The sequence below is a fragment of the Endozoicomonas sp. ALB115 genome, from assembly GCF_049310245.1.
In the GTDB taxonomy this organism is placed as follows: domain Bacteria; phylum Pseudomonadota; class Gammaproteobacteria; order Pseudomonadales; family Endozoicomonadaceae; genus Endozoicomonas.
On sequence record NZ_JBLYZG010000015.1, the window covers coordinates 94,505 to 113,333 of the forward strand.

An 18,829-nucleotide genomic window follows, 5' to 3' on the forward strand; every position below is an offset into this window, starting at 1 on the left:
TTTAACTGCTTTTGTTCACATCCCTGAGTTCTACCTTGAAAATAATTGCCTCATTAGGTCCGATGATTCCGGGAATACCGCTGGAGCCGTAGGCCAGAGTCGAGGGAATAAAAAGCTCCCAGGTAGAACCTTCAGGCATTTTCTGTATTCCTTCTGTCCAGCCCGCGATAACCCGGTTTAACTGGAAAGTGGCGGGTTGGTTTCGAGTGTATGAGCTTTCGAAAAGGGTTCCGTCTATCCGGCGGCCTTCATAGTGAACGGTTACATGATCAGTAAGGGATGGCTTGATGCCAGTACCTTTTGTCAGTACCCGGTACTGCAAACCGCTTTCCAGCACAACAATGCCTGGTTTTTTGCTGTTTTCTGTCATAAAAAGCTGGCTTTTTTCCAGGCTCTCATGCGCTGCTGCCTGGTACTGAACCTGTTCGAGGTTTTTCTTTTGCACCTGCGCTAAATCTATAAAGTAGGTGACTTCATCCTGTGACAGCTGTAAAACCTGGTTGCCAAGATTATCCTCTACCCCCTGGATAACGGCGTTAACATTGATCCCATCAAATTGTTTCAGTTGCTCTGCCATGGACACTCCGAGGCTATAGCTTAATTTGTCATTGTCTGTTTCCAGAGCGGCAAATGAACACAGTGAGTAAGAGAACAGGGTAACGCTGGCAAGCGCTTTGAAGATCATATTTACACTCTTTCTGATAAATTTGTATCCTGCGTTTTGGCACAGTCTTTTCAGTACAGGTAACTCTGAGCCCTATCATTTAGTAAATTTGTTTTTTTGGCAACCCCGGACGAGGGTTGTGTAATGAAAAAGTGCCTTATTTAAAGTGTTTTTCGAGATAATGAATATGAAAAATACACGTCCTCTTCTATCTATCTGTTTTAGGAAAATGGAATTTAATTAGAAAAAAAACAGAGAGAAAGCTAAAAAAAAATTTGCAGATGACGAATAAGCACTCTATGTTGGAATTAAAACTGGATATAAATTATTCAGTTTTTATTACGATGTACTAACTACTAGTAGATTGGTTAAATTAAAACGAGGGACGACCCAATGCCTGCAACAAGGAAGACTGCAGCTAAAAAAAGCACTGTCAGGAAGGCTGCTGCTAAAAAAGCTCCTGCTAAAAAAACCACTGCCAGCAAGACCGTTAAAAAGGTCGACATGGTGAAAAAGTGGGAAAAAGAAATCGACGCACTGAAGAAAAAGCTGGAAAAAGCCAAAGAAGCCTTGAAAAAGGCCAAGGCCAGTGCCAAGAAAGCTACTGCTAAAAAAAGCACTGCTAAAAAAGCCACTGCCAAGAAAAAGGTAGCGGTAAAGAAGAAAACTACTGAGAAGAACGCCACCGTCAAAAAGGCGGCAGCCAAGAAAAAGACAGTAACCAAGAAAAAAGTGGCTGTTAAGAAGAAACCAGCGGCCAAGAAGAAAGTAGTAGCAAAGAAGAAACCTGCCACTAAAAAGAAAGTAGCTGCCAAGAAAAAGCCAGCAGCCAAAAAGGCAGTTGTGGCTAAGAAGAAGCCTGTAGCTAAAAAGAAAGTGGCCGCTAAGAAAAAGCCAGCAGCCAAAAAAGTAGCTGCCAAGCGGAAGGCTCCAGCCAGAAAAGCAGCTGCAAAAAAGTCTCCTGCTAAAAAGAAGTAACATAGTTGGTAACTCGAAGCTCTAAAGGGGGAATTCTATTCCCCCTTATTATTTTTGTATCTTCACTCTTTTCTCCTCTCTAGATATTCGATTCCTCTGAGTTACCTGTCCGCATTGAAAGACAGTTGTCACTTAATCTTCGCAAACCCGATACCTCAGTGAAAGCAGTTACCAGGAACCAACCCAAAAACTGTGGCTGGGACATGACTCATGATGAAAGTACCTGGGCTGATAGGTTTTGGATCTTTGCCCTGATTTGAAATGAGTCTGATCGATAGCTATTACGGTAATAGCATTCATACACGCTATTTCCTTGAAATAAGTATCGGGAACTAAAATCTGCAAATACAGTCTGAACAGAATAAAACAAAAGGGTATTTAACATGATTGATGGAATCAACCCTTTCACGATCCAGACAAGCAGCCCGGAAGCAGAAAAATGTTCTGTCTGCCTGATGGCCTTCGGCAGAGATGTGGCTACTCTCGTCACTGGCGTGTGTAAACACACCTTTCACACTGATTGCCTTAAAAATTCTCTCATTGCACAAAAACAATTCGCAAATAGGACTACCTGTCCACTTTGCAGAACGGATTTATCGAGTTTGGCAAAAGCATTAGTCAATTCAGCTACCACGGGCCAAGGGGAGCATGGGCAGGGCAGGCCTGACTCAGTGCCCCAGCGGGATATCAACCAGAATGCTCTTGTTTATGTAGATCGCATAAGGGAGCAACAAAGGGAACGCGCAAGGGCGCGCTACCAAAATGACCCTGCTTATGCACAGTACCAGAGGAGGCGACAAAGTACATACCAGGCGGCGCGTAGCCAAATTGATCCTGTTTACGCCGAGCGTGAAAGGGCACGCAAAAGGGAGCTGCAAAGGGCACGTTATCGGAATGATCCCGCTTACGCAGAGCGCGAAAGGGAACGTAAAAGGGAGTATAGGCAGCGCCAAAGGGAGCGTTACCAGAATGAGCCTGCTTACGCAGAGCGCCAAAGGGAACGTGAAAGGGAGTATAGGCAGCGCCTAAGGGAGCGTCACCAGAATGACCCTGCTTATGTCGAGCACCAAAGGCAACGCCAAAGGGAACGTGAAAGGGAGTATAGGCAGCGCCAAAGGGAGCGCCAACAGAATGACCCTGCTTATGCCGAGCACCAAAGGCAACGCCGGAGGGAAAGTAATAGGGCTCGCAGGGAGAGAAACCAGAGAGTCAATCAATTGCAATCGGTTGCAACGGTAAACTCTGTAGCAACAAGGGTGCTGGGCACGAATCAAACGAACGAAAGCACTAATTAATCCTTTCCTACCGGTCATCGACTCTTGGGAGTTACTATAGATAAATTGAACAAGGTGTTTAAGATTTGGCTTTTTGTTCAAAGAATTTTTTGCCTTCTCTGAGCTGGCGGTTTATACCGTCACCCAGTCTTTGCTGCTTCGATGATACCCTCTTGCAGGTAGCAGTATGTTTTTTCCGGCGTCACGATAGGCCTCTCCTTTATTATTAGCCTGATCGGTCGTCCACAATTAGACCATGTCAATGATCACATTGAATTCCATCAGCCTTTTAAGGTCTGGCAAGCTCCTTCTGGAGAATGCATCAACAATTATCCATTCCGGTCAGCACGTTGGCCTTGTGGGTGCTAATGGGTGTGGCAAATCAAGCCTGCTTGCGTTGCTTACCGGAGATTTGCAACCTGATAAAGGTGAACTCGCGTTTGATAAGGGGCGTGGACTGGCGCATATGGCTCAGGAAATTGATGTCCTGGACCGAAATGCCGTGGATTATGTATTGGATGGTGATATTGAGCTGCGCCGGATAGAGCAGGCGATTACTGAGGCAGAAGCGGCAGGAAAGCACGAAAAACTGGCCGATCTCCATGAGCAACTGCTGAGTGCCGATGGTTACACAGCCCGTTCCCGGGCAGAACAGTTGCTGCATGGATTGGGCTTTAATCACCAGGTACTGAACAAAAATGTCCGCGACTTTTCCGGTGGATGGCGGATGCGCCTGAATCTGGCCAAGACCTTGATGTGCCCGTCAGACATTATGTTACTGGATGAACCCACCAACCATTTGGATCTTGATGCCATTGTCTGGCTGGAAAACTTTCTCAAGCGATACCCGGGAACGTTGCTGGTTATTTCCCATGACCGGGATTTTCTCGATGCCATTACGGATCACACACTCCATATAGAACATCAGACACTGTTCCAGTACCGTGGCAACTATTCAGCTTTTGAGCACCTGCGCGCACAGCGACTGCAACAGCAGCAGGCTGCCTTTGAGAAGCAGCAGAAACTGCGGGCTCATATGGAAAAATTTGTTGAACGTTTCAGGGCCAAGGCGACCAAAGCCAAGCAGGCTCAAAGTCGCCTGAAGGCGCTGGCAAGGCTGGAAGATATTTCAGCGGCCCATGTGGATTCACCGTTCTCTTTTGCCTTTCCGGAAGCCGATAAGATGTCTGCACCGTTACTGGTACTGGATACGGCTGAGCTCGGTTATGGTGATAAGCCGTTATTAAAACTCAGCATCAATATTCAACCTGGCAGCCGTATCGGGCTCCTTGGTGCGAATGGCGCTGGTAAGTCAACCCTGATCAGAACACTTGCCGGGGAATTGCCACTGATTTCGGGCAAGGTCCATCTGGGAGAACACTTAAGCATTGGCTACTTCGCCCAGCACCAGCTGGAGAGTCTGGATTTCAATGCCAGCCCTCTGCTTCATCTGCAAAGGCTTTCGCCGGAGGCCAAAGAGCAGACGTTGAGAAACTTTCTTGGCGGGTTTGGTTTTCATGGTGATAAGGCCCTGGAGTCGATTCAGGGGTTTTCCGGTGGTGAGAAAGCGAGACTGGCTCTGGCGATCATTGGCTGGCAGAAGCCAAACCTGTTGCTGCTTGATGAGCCAACCAACCATCTTGATCTTGATATGCGTCTGGCCCTGACCATGGCCTTACAGTCATTTGAGGGGGCGGTGATTCTGGTTTCCCATGACCGAAACCTGATTCGCAGCACCACCGACGAGCTTTATCTGGTTCATGATGGCCGGATGGAAGAGTATTCAGGTGATCTGGATGACTACAGCCAATGGCTGGATCATCTTCGCTCTAAGGAACGTAATGAATCCCGAAGCGCCAGAAACGAAGAGAATGGCGGGGAACTGGTTGGCTCTTCACAACAGAACGCACAACAGAAGAAAGACATACGACGCCAGGAGGCTGAAAGGCGAAAAGCACTAAGGCCGTTGAAGCAAAAAGCGGAGCAACTGGAAAGTCAGCTGGAAGACCTGCAATCGTCCCTTGAACAGGTTGAAGAACGGCTCTCTGACCCTTTGATATACGAAGAAACCGCCAAAGAAAAATTGAAAGAGCTGCTAACCCGGCAAACAGCACTTAAACAGCAAGCCCTGGAAATAGAAGAGGCATGGATGGAAGCCCTGGAGGCCATCGAAAACGCCGAAACCAACTAATAAAATTGTGGGGCATGAATGCCCCATAATTTTATGCGACAGCTTCCTGCTCGCTGGCTTCTTCCTCTGTTACGATATCCAGCTTACCCAAAAGAGCACTCACACGGTCACCCCATGCGCTGAGTTCCTGCTTAAGCTGGATATTTTCTTCTTCAAGGCGGGTATTAGCAGACCTGAGGTCTTCTACTTCCATTCTTGACAGTTCCAGTTTGTCAATCAGGTTCTGGAGTCTTGATTCAAGCTGGCCTAGGGATTCAATAGACATAACGACATTTGCACCGAGAGGTCTGTGAAAAGTATTTAATAGTTTGCACTATTGCGGAAAGTTACGATAGCACGTTTTTATCGGTTTTGATCACGGTTTTGATCACAAGAGTTTACCGCTATTAAGAATACTTCAGTAAAGCCTGACTATACTAGGTTTAATTCAAGATAATCGTTGAATTTACCGGTAGTTGAATTTATCGGTATCAGTGCCATGCATTTTAAAGCAGAGCAATCTGTTGCCTTGTGGGCCCATTCCGAATGAAGTTTCATTGCAGGATAGTCCTTCATAGGAAGACAAGTACCCAGAAGCCTGTCGCTTCGGGAGTTCCAAATGAGCAAGACTTCTCAGCCCTGTGCCAGAATTATTTCAGCCTTGAATGTTGAAGATGAGGCGATTCGGGCCTTCTATATTTCCCTGATCAACAACCAAAGTGTTGATGAATACATTAATGAACGACACCTGCACTTTTGCTCAAGACAGGTTGAAGGTTACTTTTTGAGCCATGTCCTGGCGTTGACCGAACTGGCTTTGGAGTTGCCTGTCGTCAGGACCTGATGGCCCACCGCCAGGCGCTGGTCAGACATCAATCCCGGATAAGCTGACAAAAAAAAATGAAGACGATAAACTGCCTGCAATTTCTGCTGCTCTCGTCGTGTGAGAGCGCTCTTTAATGAATAATAAGCCTGAAGCGCCATAGTGAACCACCATAAGTAAAGTTAAGCGGATTGGGAATTTGCTATGGCCAGGAAAGGGATACAGGAAGTTTATGCCTGAATTGATTCCTGCCGATTCGGTTGGTCTCGTAGCGCCCATTGCGATACCGTTTGATCAGCCCCTGTCGTTGAACTGTGGCGAACAGCTGGACAAGTTTCAGCTGATGGTCGAAACCTATGGTGAGCTGAATCAGTCCCGCTCCAATGGGGTACTGATCTGCCATGCCCTCAGTGGTCACCATCATGCGGCAGGCTATCACAGCATGGCAGATCGCAAGCCCGGTTGGTGGGATAACTTTATTGGCCCGGGAAAACCAATCGATACCCGCCGGTTCTTTGTTGTCGCCCTCAATAATCTGGGGGGATGCCATGGCAGTACGGGGCCGACCAGCATCAATCCCGAAACCGGCAAACCTTATGGGCCAGACTTTCCGGTGGTCACTGTCGCAGACTGGGTTAACAGCCAGGTCATGCTGGCTGACCATCTGGGTATTTCCCAATGGGCAGCAGTGATCGGTGGGAGCCTGGGCGGGATGCAGGCACTGCAATGGAGCATTGCCTATCCCGAAAGACTTCGCCATGCCGTTATCATTGCTTCTGCGGCCAGGCTGTCGGCCCAGAATATTGCCTTTAATGAAGTGGCCCGGCAGGCCATCATGTCCGATGATCAGTTTGCCGGTGGTCGTTACCTGGAAGCGAACAACATTCCCCGCAAGGGATTGGGGCTTGCCCGCATGGTGGGGCATATCACTTATCTGTCTGATGATGCCATGGGGGCCAAGTTTGGTCGTGAGCTGAAAAATGACGGCTTCAGTTACGATTACAATGTTGAGTTCCAGATAGAAAGTTATCTTCGTTACCAGGGGGAGAGTTTTTCCGGCAGCTTTGATGCCAACACCTATCTGTTAATGACCCGGGCACTGGATTACTTTGATCCGGCCAGTGACTATGACAACAGCCTGCCAGATGCGCTCAGCAGGGCGACCGCCAGATTTTTTCTTGCTTCGTTCTCAACCGACTGGCGTTTCTCCCCCGAGCGTTCAAGAGAGATGGTCGATGCACTGATGAAAGTGGATAAGGATGTGACGTATCTTGAAGTGGATGCTCCCCAGGGGCACGATGCTTTTCTGATGGATATTCCCCGCTACGTGCGAGGTTTGTCGGCCTATTTGCATCGGGTAGCGGAGGAGTGCTTATGAGCCGGGGGGATTTTGAGATTATCAGGAACTGGGTTGCCCCGGGCAGCCGGATTCTCGACCTGGCCTGTGGTGATGGACAGCTGTTGCACGAGCTTCAACGAGAGAAGCAGGTCAGTGGCTATGGTCTGGAAATTAATGCCCAGGATATTGAAGCCTGCATTGAGCGGGGGGTAAACGTTATTGAACAGAACCTGGATCGCGGGCTGGGCAACTTCAGGGATGGTAGCTTCGATACCGTGATTATGACCCAGGCACTTCAGGTGATGCACTTCCCACACCTGGTGCTGGAGGAGATGCTCAGGGTTGGACGGGAATGCATTGTCACTTTTCCTAACTTCGGCCACTGGCGCTGCCGCCTCTATCTTGCCGCCTATGGTCGCATGCCGGTCTCGAAGTTTATGCCTTATACCTGGTATGACACCCCCAATATTCACTTTTGTACCTTCAGGGACTTTGAAGCGCTGTGCCGGGAGAAAAATTACCGGGTGTTGAACCGAATGGTGGTGGATCAATCGTATAAAAGCGGCCTTGCGGGGCGTGTCTGGCCAAACCTGATGGGTGAAGTGGCCATTTATCACTTGGGAACGATCCTGAAATAGTTTCACATTTTTACAGACGCTCCCCGCTGCCCGCCTCCCGCTACTCGAAAAGCCGAAATTGCTTGTGCTTTTGCGGGCAGTGGGTGGCGGGAAGCGGGCAGCGACCCTCTCCAGGACTGTGTAAAATGATGAAGTTATTCTGGAACAAATCAAAAAACCGGAGAATTGCATAATGGCGATGCTGCGCAGTATTACGTCAATGACTCAGCGTTGGATGGCATGTCTGGCCCTGCTGGTGTTGGGCGTTGTCGGGATGGTTAATCCGGTGACGGCTGACAGCCAGATTCCGGAAGCCCGGGTGATGAGTCAGGAACCCATTGAAATGGGCAACTACCGGATCTATTTCAGTGCCTTCAACAGTACATTTGTGCCGCCTGGTATTGCCGAGCAATATAGTCTCCGTCGAGGAAGCCGGTACGGTATTGTCAACATTGCCATTCGTGATGTTTCATCCGATGAACTGGGTACCGCAGTCACCGGCAGGGTCAGTGGCCACACCATGAACCTGCTGACTCAGAAAAGCAGCCTGAAGTTTTCTGAGGTCAAAGAAGGCAGTGCGATTTACTATCTGGCCGATTTTAAGTTTTCAGATGAAGAGCTGCTAAAATTTGCCATAGATGTTAAGCCTCAGGGCAGCTCGCGAAGCGAGACACTTCGCTTTGAACAGATTTTTTACCATTAAAATGTCGCCTGTTAGTTCTGTTTGTGTTGCAGGTCAGACATTTTAATCAGGGGTCAAGTGCAAAATTGTGGGAAACAGTATGAATGAGGGGATTCGCAAGGTGGTGCTTGCCAGTGGTAATCAGGGCAAGCTGGCGGAGTTTCAAAAGATGTTCGAGCCCCTGGGGATTCTGATGCAGCCCCAGAGTGAGTTTGGTATCGGTTCAACCTGGCCGGAAGCGGAAGAGACGGGCCTGACCTTTATTGAAAATGCCATTATCAAGGCCCGCTATGCTGCCGGAATATCAGGCCTTCCGGTTATTGCCGATGATTCGGGCCTTGAGGTTGATTACCTCAATGGCGAGCCGGGCATCTACTCTGCCCGTTATGCAGGACCCGACGCTTCCGCTGCTGATAATAACCAGAAGCTGTTGCATCGATTACAGGGGGTTAAGTCGGCCGAGCGAACCGCACGATTTCACTGTGTGCTGGTTTACCTGCGTCATGAACATGACCCCACCCCGGTTATTGCCCATGGCCAGTGGGAGGGGTATATCATTGAAGAAGCCCTGGGAGAACACGGGTTTGGCTATGACCCCCTGTTTCTGGTGCCCGCAGAACACTGTACGGCGGCGGAACTGCCTTCAGAGTTAAAGAATCAACTGAGCCACCGGGCCCAGGCATTGCAGCAGTTGGTTGCCCGCCTCAAGGAGAGAAAACACTGAAGCCTGCTTCAGTGCTGTTAACATGCTTAAGCTTCCTCCCCTTAGTCTTTATATTCATGTGCCATGGTGCGTGAAAAAGTGTCCTTATTGTGATTTCAACTCGCACAGGATCACCGGCGATATTCCTGAAGATGCCTACATCAAAGCGTTGCTGCATGATATCGACAACGAATTGGACAGCGTCCAGGGACGCCCGATCCATTCCATTTTTATTGGCGGTGGCACTCCCAGTCTGCTGACGGCAAACGCTTATCAGCAGCTGTTTAACGGCCTTCAGGCGCGGGTAAGGTTCTCGGATGATATTGAGATCACCATGGAAGCTAACCCCGGTACCTATGAGCACGATCGCTTTCAGGCGTATCTGGAGGCGGGTGTGAACCGGCTCTCACTAGGTGTACAAAGCTTTCAGGATGAGAAGCTGGCCGCCCTCGGGCGTATTCATTGTGCCGATGAAGCGCGACAGGCCATTGCCGCAATCACCAGCCATGGCTTCAGCAATATCAATATCGATCTGATGCATGGTTTACCGGGGCAATCTCCGGAGGATGCGCTTTACGATCTGAAGCAGGCCATTGACCTTAAGCCAGCGCATATCTCCTGGTATCAGCTGACCATTGAGCCCAATACGGTTTTCTACACCAAAACACCGGCATTGCCGCCGGATGATACGCTCTGGGATATTCAGGAAGCCGGGCAGGCCCTGTTGGCATCAGCGGGGTTTCAACAGTATGAGATTTCTGCCTACAGTCAGCCCGGGCGTCACTCAAAACATAACCTGAACTACTGGCAGTTTGGTGACTATATCGGTATCGGTGCTGGTGCCCATGGAAAGTTAACCCATGCATCTACCGGGCTGATTTACCGTAACTGGAAAACCCGCATGCCGGCAGATTACCTGGCAGCCGACAGCTATATTTCCCATGCCTTTGAGGCAGGGCGACGCGAGTTGGAAGCCGATGAGCTGCCCATCGAATTTATGATGAATGTACTGCGACTGCATGAAGGCGTTGATGCACAGCTTTATGGTGAGCGAACGGGACAGACATTAAGCGGTATCCACCAGCAACTGAAACTTGCCCGGCAAAAAGCGTTGCTGGAATCTTTAGAGTCGAGGCTCAAGCCTACTCCTGCCGGTCGGCTTTTTCTGAATGATTTGCTGGAATTGTTTGCGTGAGTGATTCGCTGGGGCGTGGTCAGGTATTGCCGGTTCTGTTGGGCTCGTCTGCTGGAGACATGGAGATATTTATTGCTAAGGTGACAAGCCTTCCGCGATCCGATTTTATCTCTTTTGTTGCCTCTATAAACTTATGAACACACTTTTGTACATCATCTCTGAAGTTACCAATATCCGCAGGGGGCAGGCTGCCAATATTTTTTGTTTGGTATTGAGAGGCCAACATATTCAGGCTGCCTTGACTGCTATTAAAGGCCATAGCAGCGTTCCATGTTGATGTTGCTCTCCAGGAGAGTTGTTTGTACACATCCAGTAAAGCCTTTCGAAGAGATTGAAGACTTTTGCCCACGTTGATTGTCGCGCACTTAATATGCTCCTCCACTACTAATTCTATGGTTGGTGCAATATTTTCAGGTGTGTGCAGCACCTTACAGGTTGATTGAATAGTTATTCCCGGAGTGTTCGGGCAGTTCTCAGGGAGTTGCCTTTCACAACTGAGCACAGGAGGTTGAGTCAACGTCGTAGCAGAGGATCTCTGCCAAAAAGGCTCGAGATTTTTTTTAAATGGCTGGTCAATGCCTACCACAAATTCTTTATTGGCAGCTCCTTCTTTTACCTTAAATTCAGCTTTTCTCTGGCACATCCGTTGCCCCATCTCCTGCAACTGATTCTCAAAACCACCGGGCTCCGAAGGCCTGGGTCGGGTTGGTAGCTCGCAGCAGCTTATCCTTGCTTTTTGGGAAATGGTTCTGGTGGAGTTTGTTTGGCCTGATGCGCCCAATAACGTACGGTTACTGGTATTGGATTCTGTTCTGCCTGATAAGGAATGACTGTCCCGTCGTGAGTTTACCGATGGTTGTCGGGGCTTATAACCGGAATGTGCAGAGATTGAAACTGACAGGGGGGTAAATAGATTTTTTACTGTGGTTACAGACGTTGCCTTGCTGCCATTATTCAAAAGATTTGGCCGACTCCGTGCCGGTTGCGATGATGGTCTGGCCGATTGTTGATCATACTTTGCCTTGCCATGGCTTTTAAAATGGCCGGAGTGAGCCGTGGTTTTTTTCGTCGTTATACTATGTGCCGTTAACTCTCTCGGGTTTTTCGTCACGGACTCGTGGTGCCGGGGAGCTGTTGGTAGTTGTTTATCTGCCTGAACCTCACTGCGTTTTGGCGGTTGATTTGGACGTCGCTGCCCTGGCATTTCCGTGGCAGAAAAATTCTGGATGGGTTGAAAAGGGTTTGGACGAAGCGGATCTGCCATTTTATACACCCATTAAGTGAATTTAATGGGTATATAGATGTTTATTCTATAAGATAGTTTTAGATCGAGTAGCACCTTATCCTCAACCTGAAATTGAGAACCGCTATAATTTGCCCGCAGGGTTATATATTGCCATCGACGTTTACCTGTTAACGTTACAGGGCAGTCTATTCTCGGTCAGGCTCCTAGGAGGCTGTCCGAGAATAGCGCCCGTAGCGAGGATGGCAGAAAATTGAGGATAAAAAGTCGGAAATTTTTAGTGAATAGTGGTTCTATTTGCTAAAAATTTCCGACTTTTTAGACCAATTTGCTGCCACCGCAGTAGGGCAGTCTATTCTCGGACAGCCTCCTAGGGGCAGGTTCCACAAGGCCATCTACCGGATGCGCTTGAACAGCAGGTCCCAAACCCCGTGCCCTAATCGATGACCACGCTTTTCAAACTTGGTGAGCGGACGAAAATCCGGTCTTGGCGAATAACCGTTTTCTGCGGCCATGTTCTCGAAGCCTTCTGCTGAGTTCATCACTTCCAGCATCTGTTCGGCATAATTTTCCCAGTCAGTGGCCAGGTGAATAATGCCACCGATGTCCAGCTTGGGACGAATAGACTCAATAAAAGCCGGTTGAATCAGGCGGCGTTTGTGGTGGCGTTTCTTGTGCCATGGGTCCGGGAAGTAAATCTGTACCCGTGACAGGCTACCATCGGGTACGCACTGCTTCAGCACTTCAACTGCATCGTCGCAATAGGTTCTCAGGTTGTGGATGCCTGCCAGACGGGCTTCATTAAGCAGGCTGCCGACACCCGGGCGGTGTACTTCAATACCAATAAACTGCTTATCGCTCTCCTGTGTCGCCATGGTGACCAGGGAATGTCCCATGCCATAGCCAATTTCCAGAACCCGGGGTGCTGCATCCGTAAAGGCATTCAGGAAACCCTCTGTGCCTTGCACCAGAGTCAGTCCCCAGTCCTGCCAGCACTCATCCCAGCCCCTTTGCTGGCCCGTGGTCATGCGGCCAGCGCGGAGCACAAAACTCTTGATTTGACGTTTGTGGAGCGTTTCCTGTTGTGGCTCATCAGCCTCATCGGCCGGTTTTACAGTATCGTTCATGGAGATCTGAGTTGGTAGAAAATGATCGGCGTAAGATACTGCTCGGGGCGTAAAATGCAAATTTTAGAGGCTGTCTATTCTCAGCAGCCTCTTAGATGCGGGAATAATCTCTGGCGGCAAAAAAGGCCAGTATCAACCAGCCAATGATGAATGAAACACCTCCAAGCGGTGTAATCATCCCCAGCCAGCGGATGCCGCTCAAACTCAAGAGATAGAGGCTCCCTGAAAACAGCACAATGCCCACAGCAAAGAGGCCAGCGCTCCACTTCAGCTTTGTTGAGTCCGGGTAATTTGTTCCCAGCAAGGCCACAAACACCAGTGCCAGGCTATGGTAGAACTGATAGTCTGCGGCGGTCTGAAAAGTGTCCATTGCCCGCTCAGAGAGAACGCCCTCCAGCGCATGAGCGCCAAAGGCGCTCAGTGCCACGGCAGTCATACCGCTGATGGCACCAACCAACAGGGCATTCATGACTTGTGCATCCCCGGCAGATGGGTTGCACTGTCCGCCGCTAACAACAGGCCTTCCTGGAAATAGTGTGAGCTGGTTTCAAACTCATCAAGGTGTGCCAGCAGATGACCCAGTTCGTTATACACATCAACACTTTTCCGGAGCCTGAGGCTGGCTTCAAGATACTCCCGGGCTTTACCCCAGAGTTCATTGCGCAGTGCCAGGCGACCAAGCGCCAGTAACAGTTCGGGGTCATTGGTCCGCTGGTTGAGCAGCGATTCTGCAAACAGCAGTTGCTTTTTCAGGTCTTTGCCCGGCGTTTTGCCATAAAGGCGGATCAATGGCTCGCTGTAGCAGTGATGAAGATTTTCCCGCAGCAGCAGTTCGGTTTTTTCCCCAGCACCCAGTCGAACCAGACAGTCACAGTAGCGATAGAGGATGGCCGGATCCTTCCTCTGACTGTGGCTCAGGCCGGACCAGATATCATCCGCCGGTTTGGTTTTCTCTTCGCTGGAGACGCGGTTTCGGCCGTAGTTATAAGCCTGTTCGAACAGCGCTTTGAATGCCAGTTGTTCCAGCTGGTGATATTCGTCATCCTTAATCACTTTTTGCTTGCGCAGCCTGGGCAGCAGTTTTTCCAGTGATTGCCAGTCATTCAGGCGGATATAGACCTGCTTGAGCATTTTCAGAATGTAGCCATGACGTGGATACTTCTTGTGCAGATGGGTCAATGTGGCCAGCGCCTGTTCCAGGTGGTTACTGGCCAGTTGCAGTTGTGCCTGGGTGATACCAATCGCCATTTCTGCACCCGGTGCCTTGCTGTCCGCCTGTCTTAGCCAGTTGGCGCTGGCTTCATGATTTCCTGCTTCATGGGCCGCCCTGGCGGCGGCCAGATAGTTGATTAACGGTGATTCACTGTTTTTCGCCGCCTGCCCAAGGAGCCGCTCCGCCTTTCGCCAGTGCCCTTTGGTAAACTCAGCCAGACCCCGATCAAACAGTTTTCTGGCCCTGGCTTTGCGGGCACCCGTTGACAGTGGGTAGATAACACTGAATGTGCCCAGCAGTAACCGACCCATAATCACCGCCAGCCAGACCAGGCCAAGGGAAATGACAACCAGCAGCAGCAAACCCCAGAGACTGCTTTCAAAGGTCATCTCATCGTAAGCAATCAGCACATAACCATGGTCGTTGACCATGATATTGGCCAGTAAGAAACAGGCAGAAACAATGGTCAGGAACAGTGCAAACCCTTTCATGAAAGTTGCACTCCCTGTTCATCAGGCTGATCCGGCTCTATCAATGGCGGACTGCTTTTCCCTTCATCGCCATCGGGTGATGCTGGTGTTGTCTGGTTTTCTTCCGGCTCGATGGTTGAATCATCGTCTGCAGGTGTGAGAGTTGAGCTGGACTGGTGCTCTTTCAGTGCCTCCAGAGAACGATGAATAGTGGGCATATCGGGGGTAATGGAGAGTCCTTCCAGTTCAGTAAGCTCTTTAGCCAGCTGATTGCTGACATCACCACCGAGCATAAAATAGCGACTCAGCCAGTCGCTGGTTTGTTTGAGACTGTTTTGATAAATCGTCTGTTGTCCGGTAATCAGCGCGAGTTTACTCTGTTCGATCAACATCAGCATCTTCTGACGGATTAACTGCTCCTGTTCCGGTGTCAGCAATACTTCAATGGGTTGCTCTCGCTGGGTATTAATACGGAACAGTCTGGTGAAACGGTGCCAGGTGTCCAGCACTATGGCCTTGATGGTTTCCTGCCAGGTTCTGTCCGCTGGTGGGTTAGTTTCATCAGTGACCATTGATCCGGGGTCCGGGGCACTGGCCACATCGGCAATATGGCCATCATCCAGGATCACAAGACCGGGGATCAAATCTGCAATGGCTTGCAGTCGCAGCCAGATACCTTCCTGATCCAGCAGGGTGGTCGCTTTCAGAACCGCTATATCTTCTGCCAGGGCCTCTCTGACCGGAAAGAGAGTGTAGTCATCCAGTTGCCCCAGTATCTGCCCGGCACTGGCCATCAGTTCAAGGGCCCCGGTAACATCATTGACCGTCAGCAGTCGCTGATTGGCGAGGCGCAGCAGGTATTCGACTTCGGCAATACGCCATTGGTTGCGTGTGGAACCTTCAAGTTCCCGGACTTTGCTGGACAGGGTATCAACCCGGGATAAAAGTCTGTCTTCCCGCTGTTGCAGGGCTTGCAACTGTTCTTCGTGTCTTTCTATATCGGTGGCGGTGTTTTGTGCCACCGTAGTCAGCCTGGCCTGTTGTCGTGCAATCTGTGTCTGCAGATGATCCATGCCATCAAGCAGAACCGGCTGGTTCTGTTCCAGTGGCATGGCCCGCCAGCCGATGTAGCCACTGAGGCCAAGGGCGCAGGCGGACAATAACAGGGCAAAGCCTGCCAGACCTTTACCTGAACCTTTGCTTTGGTGTTTTTTGGCGGCTTGCTGTTCTGAATGGGACTCTTTCGCTGAATAGATGTCGGTTTTCTGCTGAACATCTTCAGGGGTATTGTCTGGTAAACGGTCTGTGTTCTGGTCTGTATCGCTCACGCTTGGGCCTTCCGATTGTTCGAGAGGATAGTCTCCCTTGTTTTTCTATCTCTTGCCCGGGCACTTCTTTCAAGGTTCCCGCTCATTTTTCACAAGAGGCAGATTTGGGCCAATGCTTGCAACATCATCTCGTTGCTGGCGCCACCAGTATTGGTTACCTGTTGAAAACCCAGGCTATGGGCCTCCCTGGCAACCCGTTCACTGGGAACAAGCAGCCGGTAGTCAGCTCGATAGGGCATGGGTAAATAGTACCCAAGGTTTGTCAGGGTTTCGCCACTACCGCAGAGAATGACATTGATTGAATGGCTTTCCAACTTTTTTACCACTGCATTGCGTTCATAGGTGGGGCAGGAACGCTGGTAAACGTCCAGTGTGTGGACCGTGGCACCGGCATTAGTGAGCTGCTCTTTCAGCATCTCCCGTCCCCCCACGCCCTTGATAATCAGGACCTTCTTATTCTGAACATGGTGAAATGTATCCAGGGTAAGAAGGGCCTCACTGTCTACGCCGGTGTCTGAATAGTCAGCCCTGATCGCAAACTGCTCAAGTTCAGCTGCTGTGCTGCTGCCAATGGCAAACCACTGGCAGTGAATTGGTAGCTGTGGCCAGTACCGTTCGATCAGCTCTACGCCCAGGCGGGCGGCCGGACGACTGGTGACAATAATATGGTCAAACTGGTCGAGCATCAGCAGGCAGTCTGTCATTGCCTGTGTTTCTGCCAGCGCATCAATAGCAAGCATGGGTACGGGCCAGGCCTGGCCACCAGTTTTCTTGATGGCATCTGCCAAAGCCTGTGCCTGAGGCTCAGGGCGGGTTACCAATGCGCGAATATGAGACAGTTTCATTATGCAGTTGAACTAATTCTTTATCCAATAAGTCAGAGTTGGTGCTACTCAGACGTCAAGTGCAATCAACCAGACAGAGAATATTATTCATGGAAACAAATGTACAAGTAACGAATGCAAACACTCGAGTCGAATCGAATTTTACACCAACATCCATCACTGAAATAGTTTTATTAAACGGGCATAGGCTGAGTCACACGGATACAGTTAAAAGTCGAATGTCTGATAATTGTCCAATCTGTCAAGAAGCACTATTCTCGGAAGAAAAAGGCATTATAGAAAGACCTTGCCATCATTTTGAACACCAGGAATGTATTATCAGGAAAATGACCGCCGACAATCAAGCTACCGCTATAACAATATGTGCTACCTGCAGAAGTGAAAAGCCGCACGATAAAGAAAATATCTTTTATAACAGCGGTACTGAATGGTTGAAGAAAGCTGAGCAAAAATGCGAGAGAAAAGATTGCTTGTATGTCCACAAAGGAAATGACAAAGCAGTGGTGCCTGAGTGTCCATATCCATATTCAATGTTTCCGGACCATGGAAGTGCGAATGGCTTCCTTCATCAATACGGCAAATTAGTAGACGAACTTATTGTAACGCAACTGAGCTACTCCGGTATTAAAGCCTCTGGATTACGTGTGGAAAATATAACTGAGGAACAAAAGAATGAAATGGAAAGAAAGTATGGCAAAGAAAATGATTTGAAGAACCTGGTTGATCAATTTGATGAAAACCACTGGAGAGCAGAAGAGAGTATAATCACCCTGGAACGAACATTTAATCAGGGTTTTGAGCATACCATTGACAATACAAAGTCTGTCAGACGTAAAATAAACTCAGAAAATATGACGGATGAAAGTGAAAATACTATTAGAGATAGAATCCAGGACGCCAAACAAGCCTTATCAAATACGGCGGTCAGTAAATCTCTTATTGATTTGCGTGCTGCGCTTGAGAATGACAGAGAGCAGTCCGGGGGGTGGGGGGTACCTGAAATCACATCAATGATTTCACTGTCAAAGCCAAATCCTCATGAGCTGATTCCCGGTTTGGCAGAGTCAACGGATATGGATTTCTCCCTGGTCAGAAACTTTTTTATAGATGGGGTGAATCATCCATTCGAAGTTCGATTGGATTCACAGATCCTGAATGAATCCAAATCAGTGAATGAGGCTGTTTCAAATGTTATTAACTGTGTTCGGTGTGAGCTTGTGATGAGTAAACTCATGAAGAACTATCCGGCCTATTTTGATGATAAAACCAAAGTGTATTTAAAAACACCATTTGATTACTGGGGTGATAAAATTGAGATTGTTTGCAGATATAGTAAAGAACAGGCTTATGCCATCAAGTTGAGTGAAGTATTTGATTTTGAAAAAAAGGTATTTAACTTCACAGTATTTCTGGATGCCGTGGATAAATTCAGGAGTTATGGTATTAATCGCCATGATCTCAGAAATGGTCCAAAGCTTCCGGCAAGCCACAGGCCAATGGGTCGGTTCGGTATGGAACGTTCAAACCGTCAGAGTGGACTGTTTGGTCGCGATTCTGGAGGTTTGGCATCTGAAAGCCCGTCAGTATCCAGGAGCTTCTTTGATGCACCCAGTGGGTTTGGGAATTTTGGATCTGCGGCACAACAATCAGTACCCCCGTCAAGACCAATGGGCTTATTTGGTACATTCGGTGGGTTGACGTTTGGTCCATCCGGCGGGTCGAAAAAGGTTGGGTTTGGATCAGAGCCCTCGTCAGGATCCACGAGCTTGTTTGGTTCACCCGGCGGGTCGAAAAAGGTTGGGTTTGGATCAGAGCCCTCGTCATCATCCACGAGCTTGTTTAGTCCACCAGGCGGGTCGAAAAATATTGGGTCTGGATCAGAGTCCTCGTCAGGATCCACGAGCTTGTTTGTTCCACTCGGCGGGTCAAAAAATGCTGGGTTTGGATCAGAGCCCTCGTCAGGGTCCACGAGCTTGTTTGGTCCACCCGGCGGGTCAAAAAATGTTGGGTTTGGATCAGTGCCCTCGTCAGGATCCACGAGGTTGTTTGGTACACCCGGTGGGTCGAAAAATGTTGGATCTGCGGCACAACAATCAGAGCCCCCGTCAGGATTCACGGGCTTGTTTGGTGCCCCCGGTAGATCAGAAAATGTTGGATC

The 18,829-nt window shown here is 49.3% G+C and carries 18 protein-coding genes and 1 pseudogene; 11 read left to right on the forward strand and 8 right to left on the reverse strand.

The window, feature by feature from the left end; translation table 11 throughout:
• Position 1 precedes the first annotated feature (1 nt).
• A complete protein-coding gene (locus ACO6VE_RS09695; RefSeq protein WP_422461045.1) occupies positions 2–685 on the reverse strand; it encodes an FKBP-type peptidyl-prolyl cis-trans isomerase in 684 nt (227 codons plus the stop codon).
• Positions 686–1,057: 372 nt separating this feature from the next.
• On the opposite strand from ACO6VE_RS09695, the gene ACO6VE_RS09700 reads away from it, so the two are divergent.
• From ACO6VE_RS09700 to ACO6VE_RS09715, 4 genes and pseudogenes are all read left to right on the forward strand, one after another.
• Positions 1,058–1,642: a hypothetical protein gene (locus ACO6VE_RS09700; protein WP_422449691.1), complete on the forward strand. Its 585-nt coding sequence runs from the start codon at positions 1,058–1,060 to the stop codon at positions 1,640–1,642.
• Between the two features lie 383 nt (positions 1,643–2,025).
• A pseudogene (locus ACO6VE_RS09705) lies at positions 2,026–2,217 on the forward strand (RING finger domain-containing protein); the annotation flags it as partial.
• Positions 2,218–2,244: 27 nt separating this feature from the next.
• Positions 2,245–2,937, forward strand: coding sequence for a hypothetical protein (locus ACO6VE_RS09710; protein ID WP_422450568.1), 693 nt, complete (start codon positions 2,245–2,247; stop codon positions 2,935–2,937).
• A 241-nt stretch (positions 2,938–3,178) separates the two neighbouring features.
• Complete coding sequence (locus ACO6VE_RS09715; protein WP_422449692.1) at positions 3,179–5,107, forward strand: ATP-binding cassette domain-containing protein; 1,929 nt, start codon at positions 3,179–3,181, stop codon at positions 5,105–5,107.
• Positions 5,108–5,138: 31 nt separating this feature from the next.
• On the opposite strand, the gene ACO6VE_RS09720 is transcribed toward ACO6VE_RS09715, so the two are convergent.
• Positions 5,139–5,372: a cell division protein ZapB gene (locus ACO6VE_RS09720; RefSeq protein WP_101745279.1), complete on the reverse strand. Its 234-nt coding sequence runs from the start codon at positions 5,370–5,372 to the stop codon at positions 5,139–5,141.
• A 333-nt stretch (positions 5,373–5,705) separates the two neighbouring features.
• Between ACO6VE_RS09720 and ACO6VE_RS09725 the strand changes: the two genes are divergently transcribed.
• The 6 genes from ACO6VE_RS09725 to hemW all read left to right on the forward strand — a co-directional run bounded on the left by ACO6VE_RS09725 (position 5,706) and on the right by hemW (position 10,445).
• Entirely contained in the window at positions 5,706–5,930 is a 225-nt protein-coding gene (locus ACO6VE_RS09725) for a hypothetical protein (protein WP_101745280.1), read from the forward strand.
• Between the two features lie 211 nt (positions 5,931–6,141).
• A complete protein-coding gene (gene metX / locus ACO6VE_RS09730) occupies positions 6,142–7,287 on the forward strand; it encodes a homoserine O-succinyltransferase MetX (protein ID WP_422461047.1) in 1,146 nt (381 codons plus the stop codon).
• Positions 7,284–7,886, forward strand: coding sequence for a methionine biosynthesis protein MetW (gene metW, locus ACO6VE_RS09735; protein ID WP_422449694.1), 603 nt, complete (start codon positions 7,284–7,286; stop codon positions 7,884–7,886). Before metX ends, metW begins: the two co-directional genes overlap by 4 nt.
• Before the next feature lie 199 nt (positions 7,887–8,085).
• A complete protein-coding gene (locus ACO6VE_RS09740) occupies positions 8,086–8,568 on the forward strand; it encodes a DUF4426 domain-containing protein (RefSeq protein WP_422449695.1) in 483 nt (160 codons plus the stop codon).
• A gap of 79 nt (positions 8,569–8,647) precedes the next feature.
• On the forward strand, positions 8,648–9,271 hold the full coding sequence (rdgB, locus tag ACO6VE_RS09745) for an RdgB/HAM1 family non-canonical purine NTP pyrophosphatase (protein ID WP_422449696.1): 624 nt from the start codon (positions 8,648–8,650) through the stop codon (positions 9,269–9,271).
• Positions 9,272–9,293: 22 nt separating this feature from the next.
• Positions 9,294–10,445, forward strand: a complete 1,152-nt coding sequence (gene hemW, locus ACO6VE_RS09750; protein ID WP_422449697.1) for a radical SAM family heme chaperone HemW — start codon at positions 9,294–9,296, stop codon at positions 10,443–10,445.
• 19 nt (positions 10,446–10,464) lie between these two features.
• On the opposite strand, the gene ACO6VE_RS09755 is transcribed toward hemW, so the two are convergent.
• The 6 genes from ACO6VE_RS09755 to ACO6VE_RS09780 all read right to left on the reverse strand — a co-directional run bounded on the left by ACO6VE_RS09755 (position 10,465) and on the right by ACO6VE_RS09780 (position 16,671).
• Positions 10,465–11,088, reverse strand: coding sequence for a hypothetical protein (locus ACO6VE_RS09755; protein WP_422449698.1), 624 nt, complete (start codon positions 11,086–11,088; stop codon positions 10,465–10,467).
• Positions 11,089–12,083: 995 nt separating this feature from the next.
• Positions 12,084–12,815 (reverse strand): tRNA (guanosine(46)-N7)-methyltransferase TrmB, encoded by a 732-nt coding sequence (trmB, locus tag ACO6VE_RS09760; RefSeq protein ID WP_422449699.1) that lies wholly within the window; start codon positions 12,813–12,815, stop codon positions 12,084–12,086.
• 91 nt (positions 12,816–12,906) lie between these two features.
• Complete coding sequence (locus tag ACO6VE_RS09765; protein ID WP_422449700.1) at positions 12,907–13,284, reverse strand: DUF423 domain-containing protein; 378 nt, start codon at positions 13,282–13,284, stop codon at positions 12,907–12,909.
• Positions 13,281–14,519 carry a heme biosynthesis HemY N-terminal domain-containing protein gene (locus ACO6VE_RS09770; RefSeq protein WP_422461049.1) on the reverse strand — a complete coding sequence of 413 codons (1,239 nt, stop codon included), beginning with the start codon at positions 14,517–14,519 and terminating at the stop codon, positions 13,281–13,283. The genes ACO6VE_RS09765 and ACO6VE_RS09770 overlap by 4 nt, the downstream gene beginning before the upstream one ends.
• Positions 14,516–15,826 carry a uroporphyrinogen-III C-methyltransferase gene (locus tag ACO6VE_RS09775; protein ID WP_422449702.1) on the reverse strand — a complete coding sequence of 437 codons (1,311 nt, stop codon included), beginning with the start codon at positions 15,824–15,826 and terminating at the stop codon, positions 14,516–14,518. Before ACO6VE_RS09775 ends, ACO6VE_RS09770 begins: the two co-directional genes overlap by 4 nt.
• A gap of 89 nt (positions 15,827–15,915) precedes the next feature.
• Positions 15,916–16,671 carry a uroporphyrinogen-III synthase gene (locus ACO6VE_RS09780; RefSeq protein WP_422461051.1) on the reverse strand — a complete coding sequence of 252 codons (756 nt, stop codon included), beginning with the start codon at positions 16,669–16,671 and terminating at the stop codon, positions 15,916–15,918.
• A gap of 89 nt (positions 16,672–16,760) precedes the next feature.
• Between ACO6VE_RS09780 and ACO6VE_RS09785 the strand changes: the two genes are divergently transcribed.
• On the forward strand, positions 16,761–18,829 hold a 2,069-nt coding region (locus ACO6VE_RS09785), incomplete at its 3' end, for a hypothetical protein (protein ID WP_422461053.1).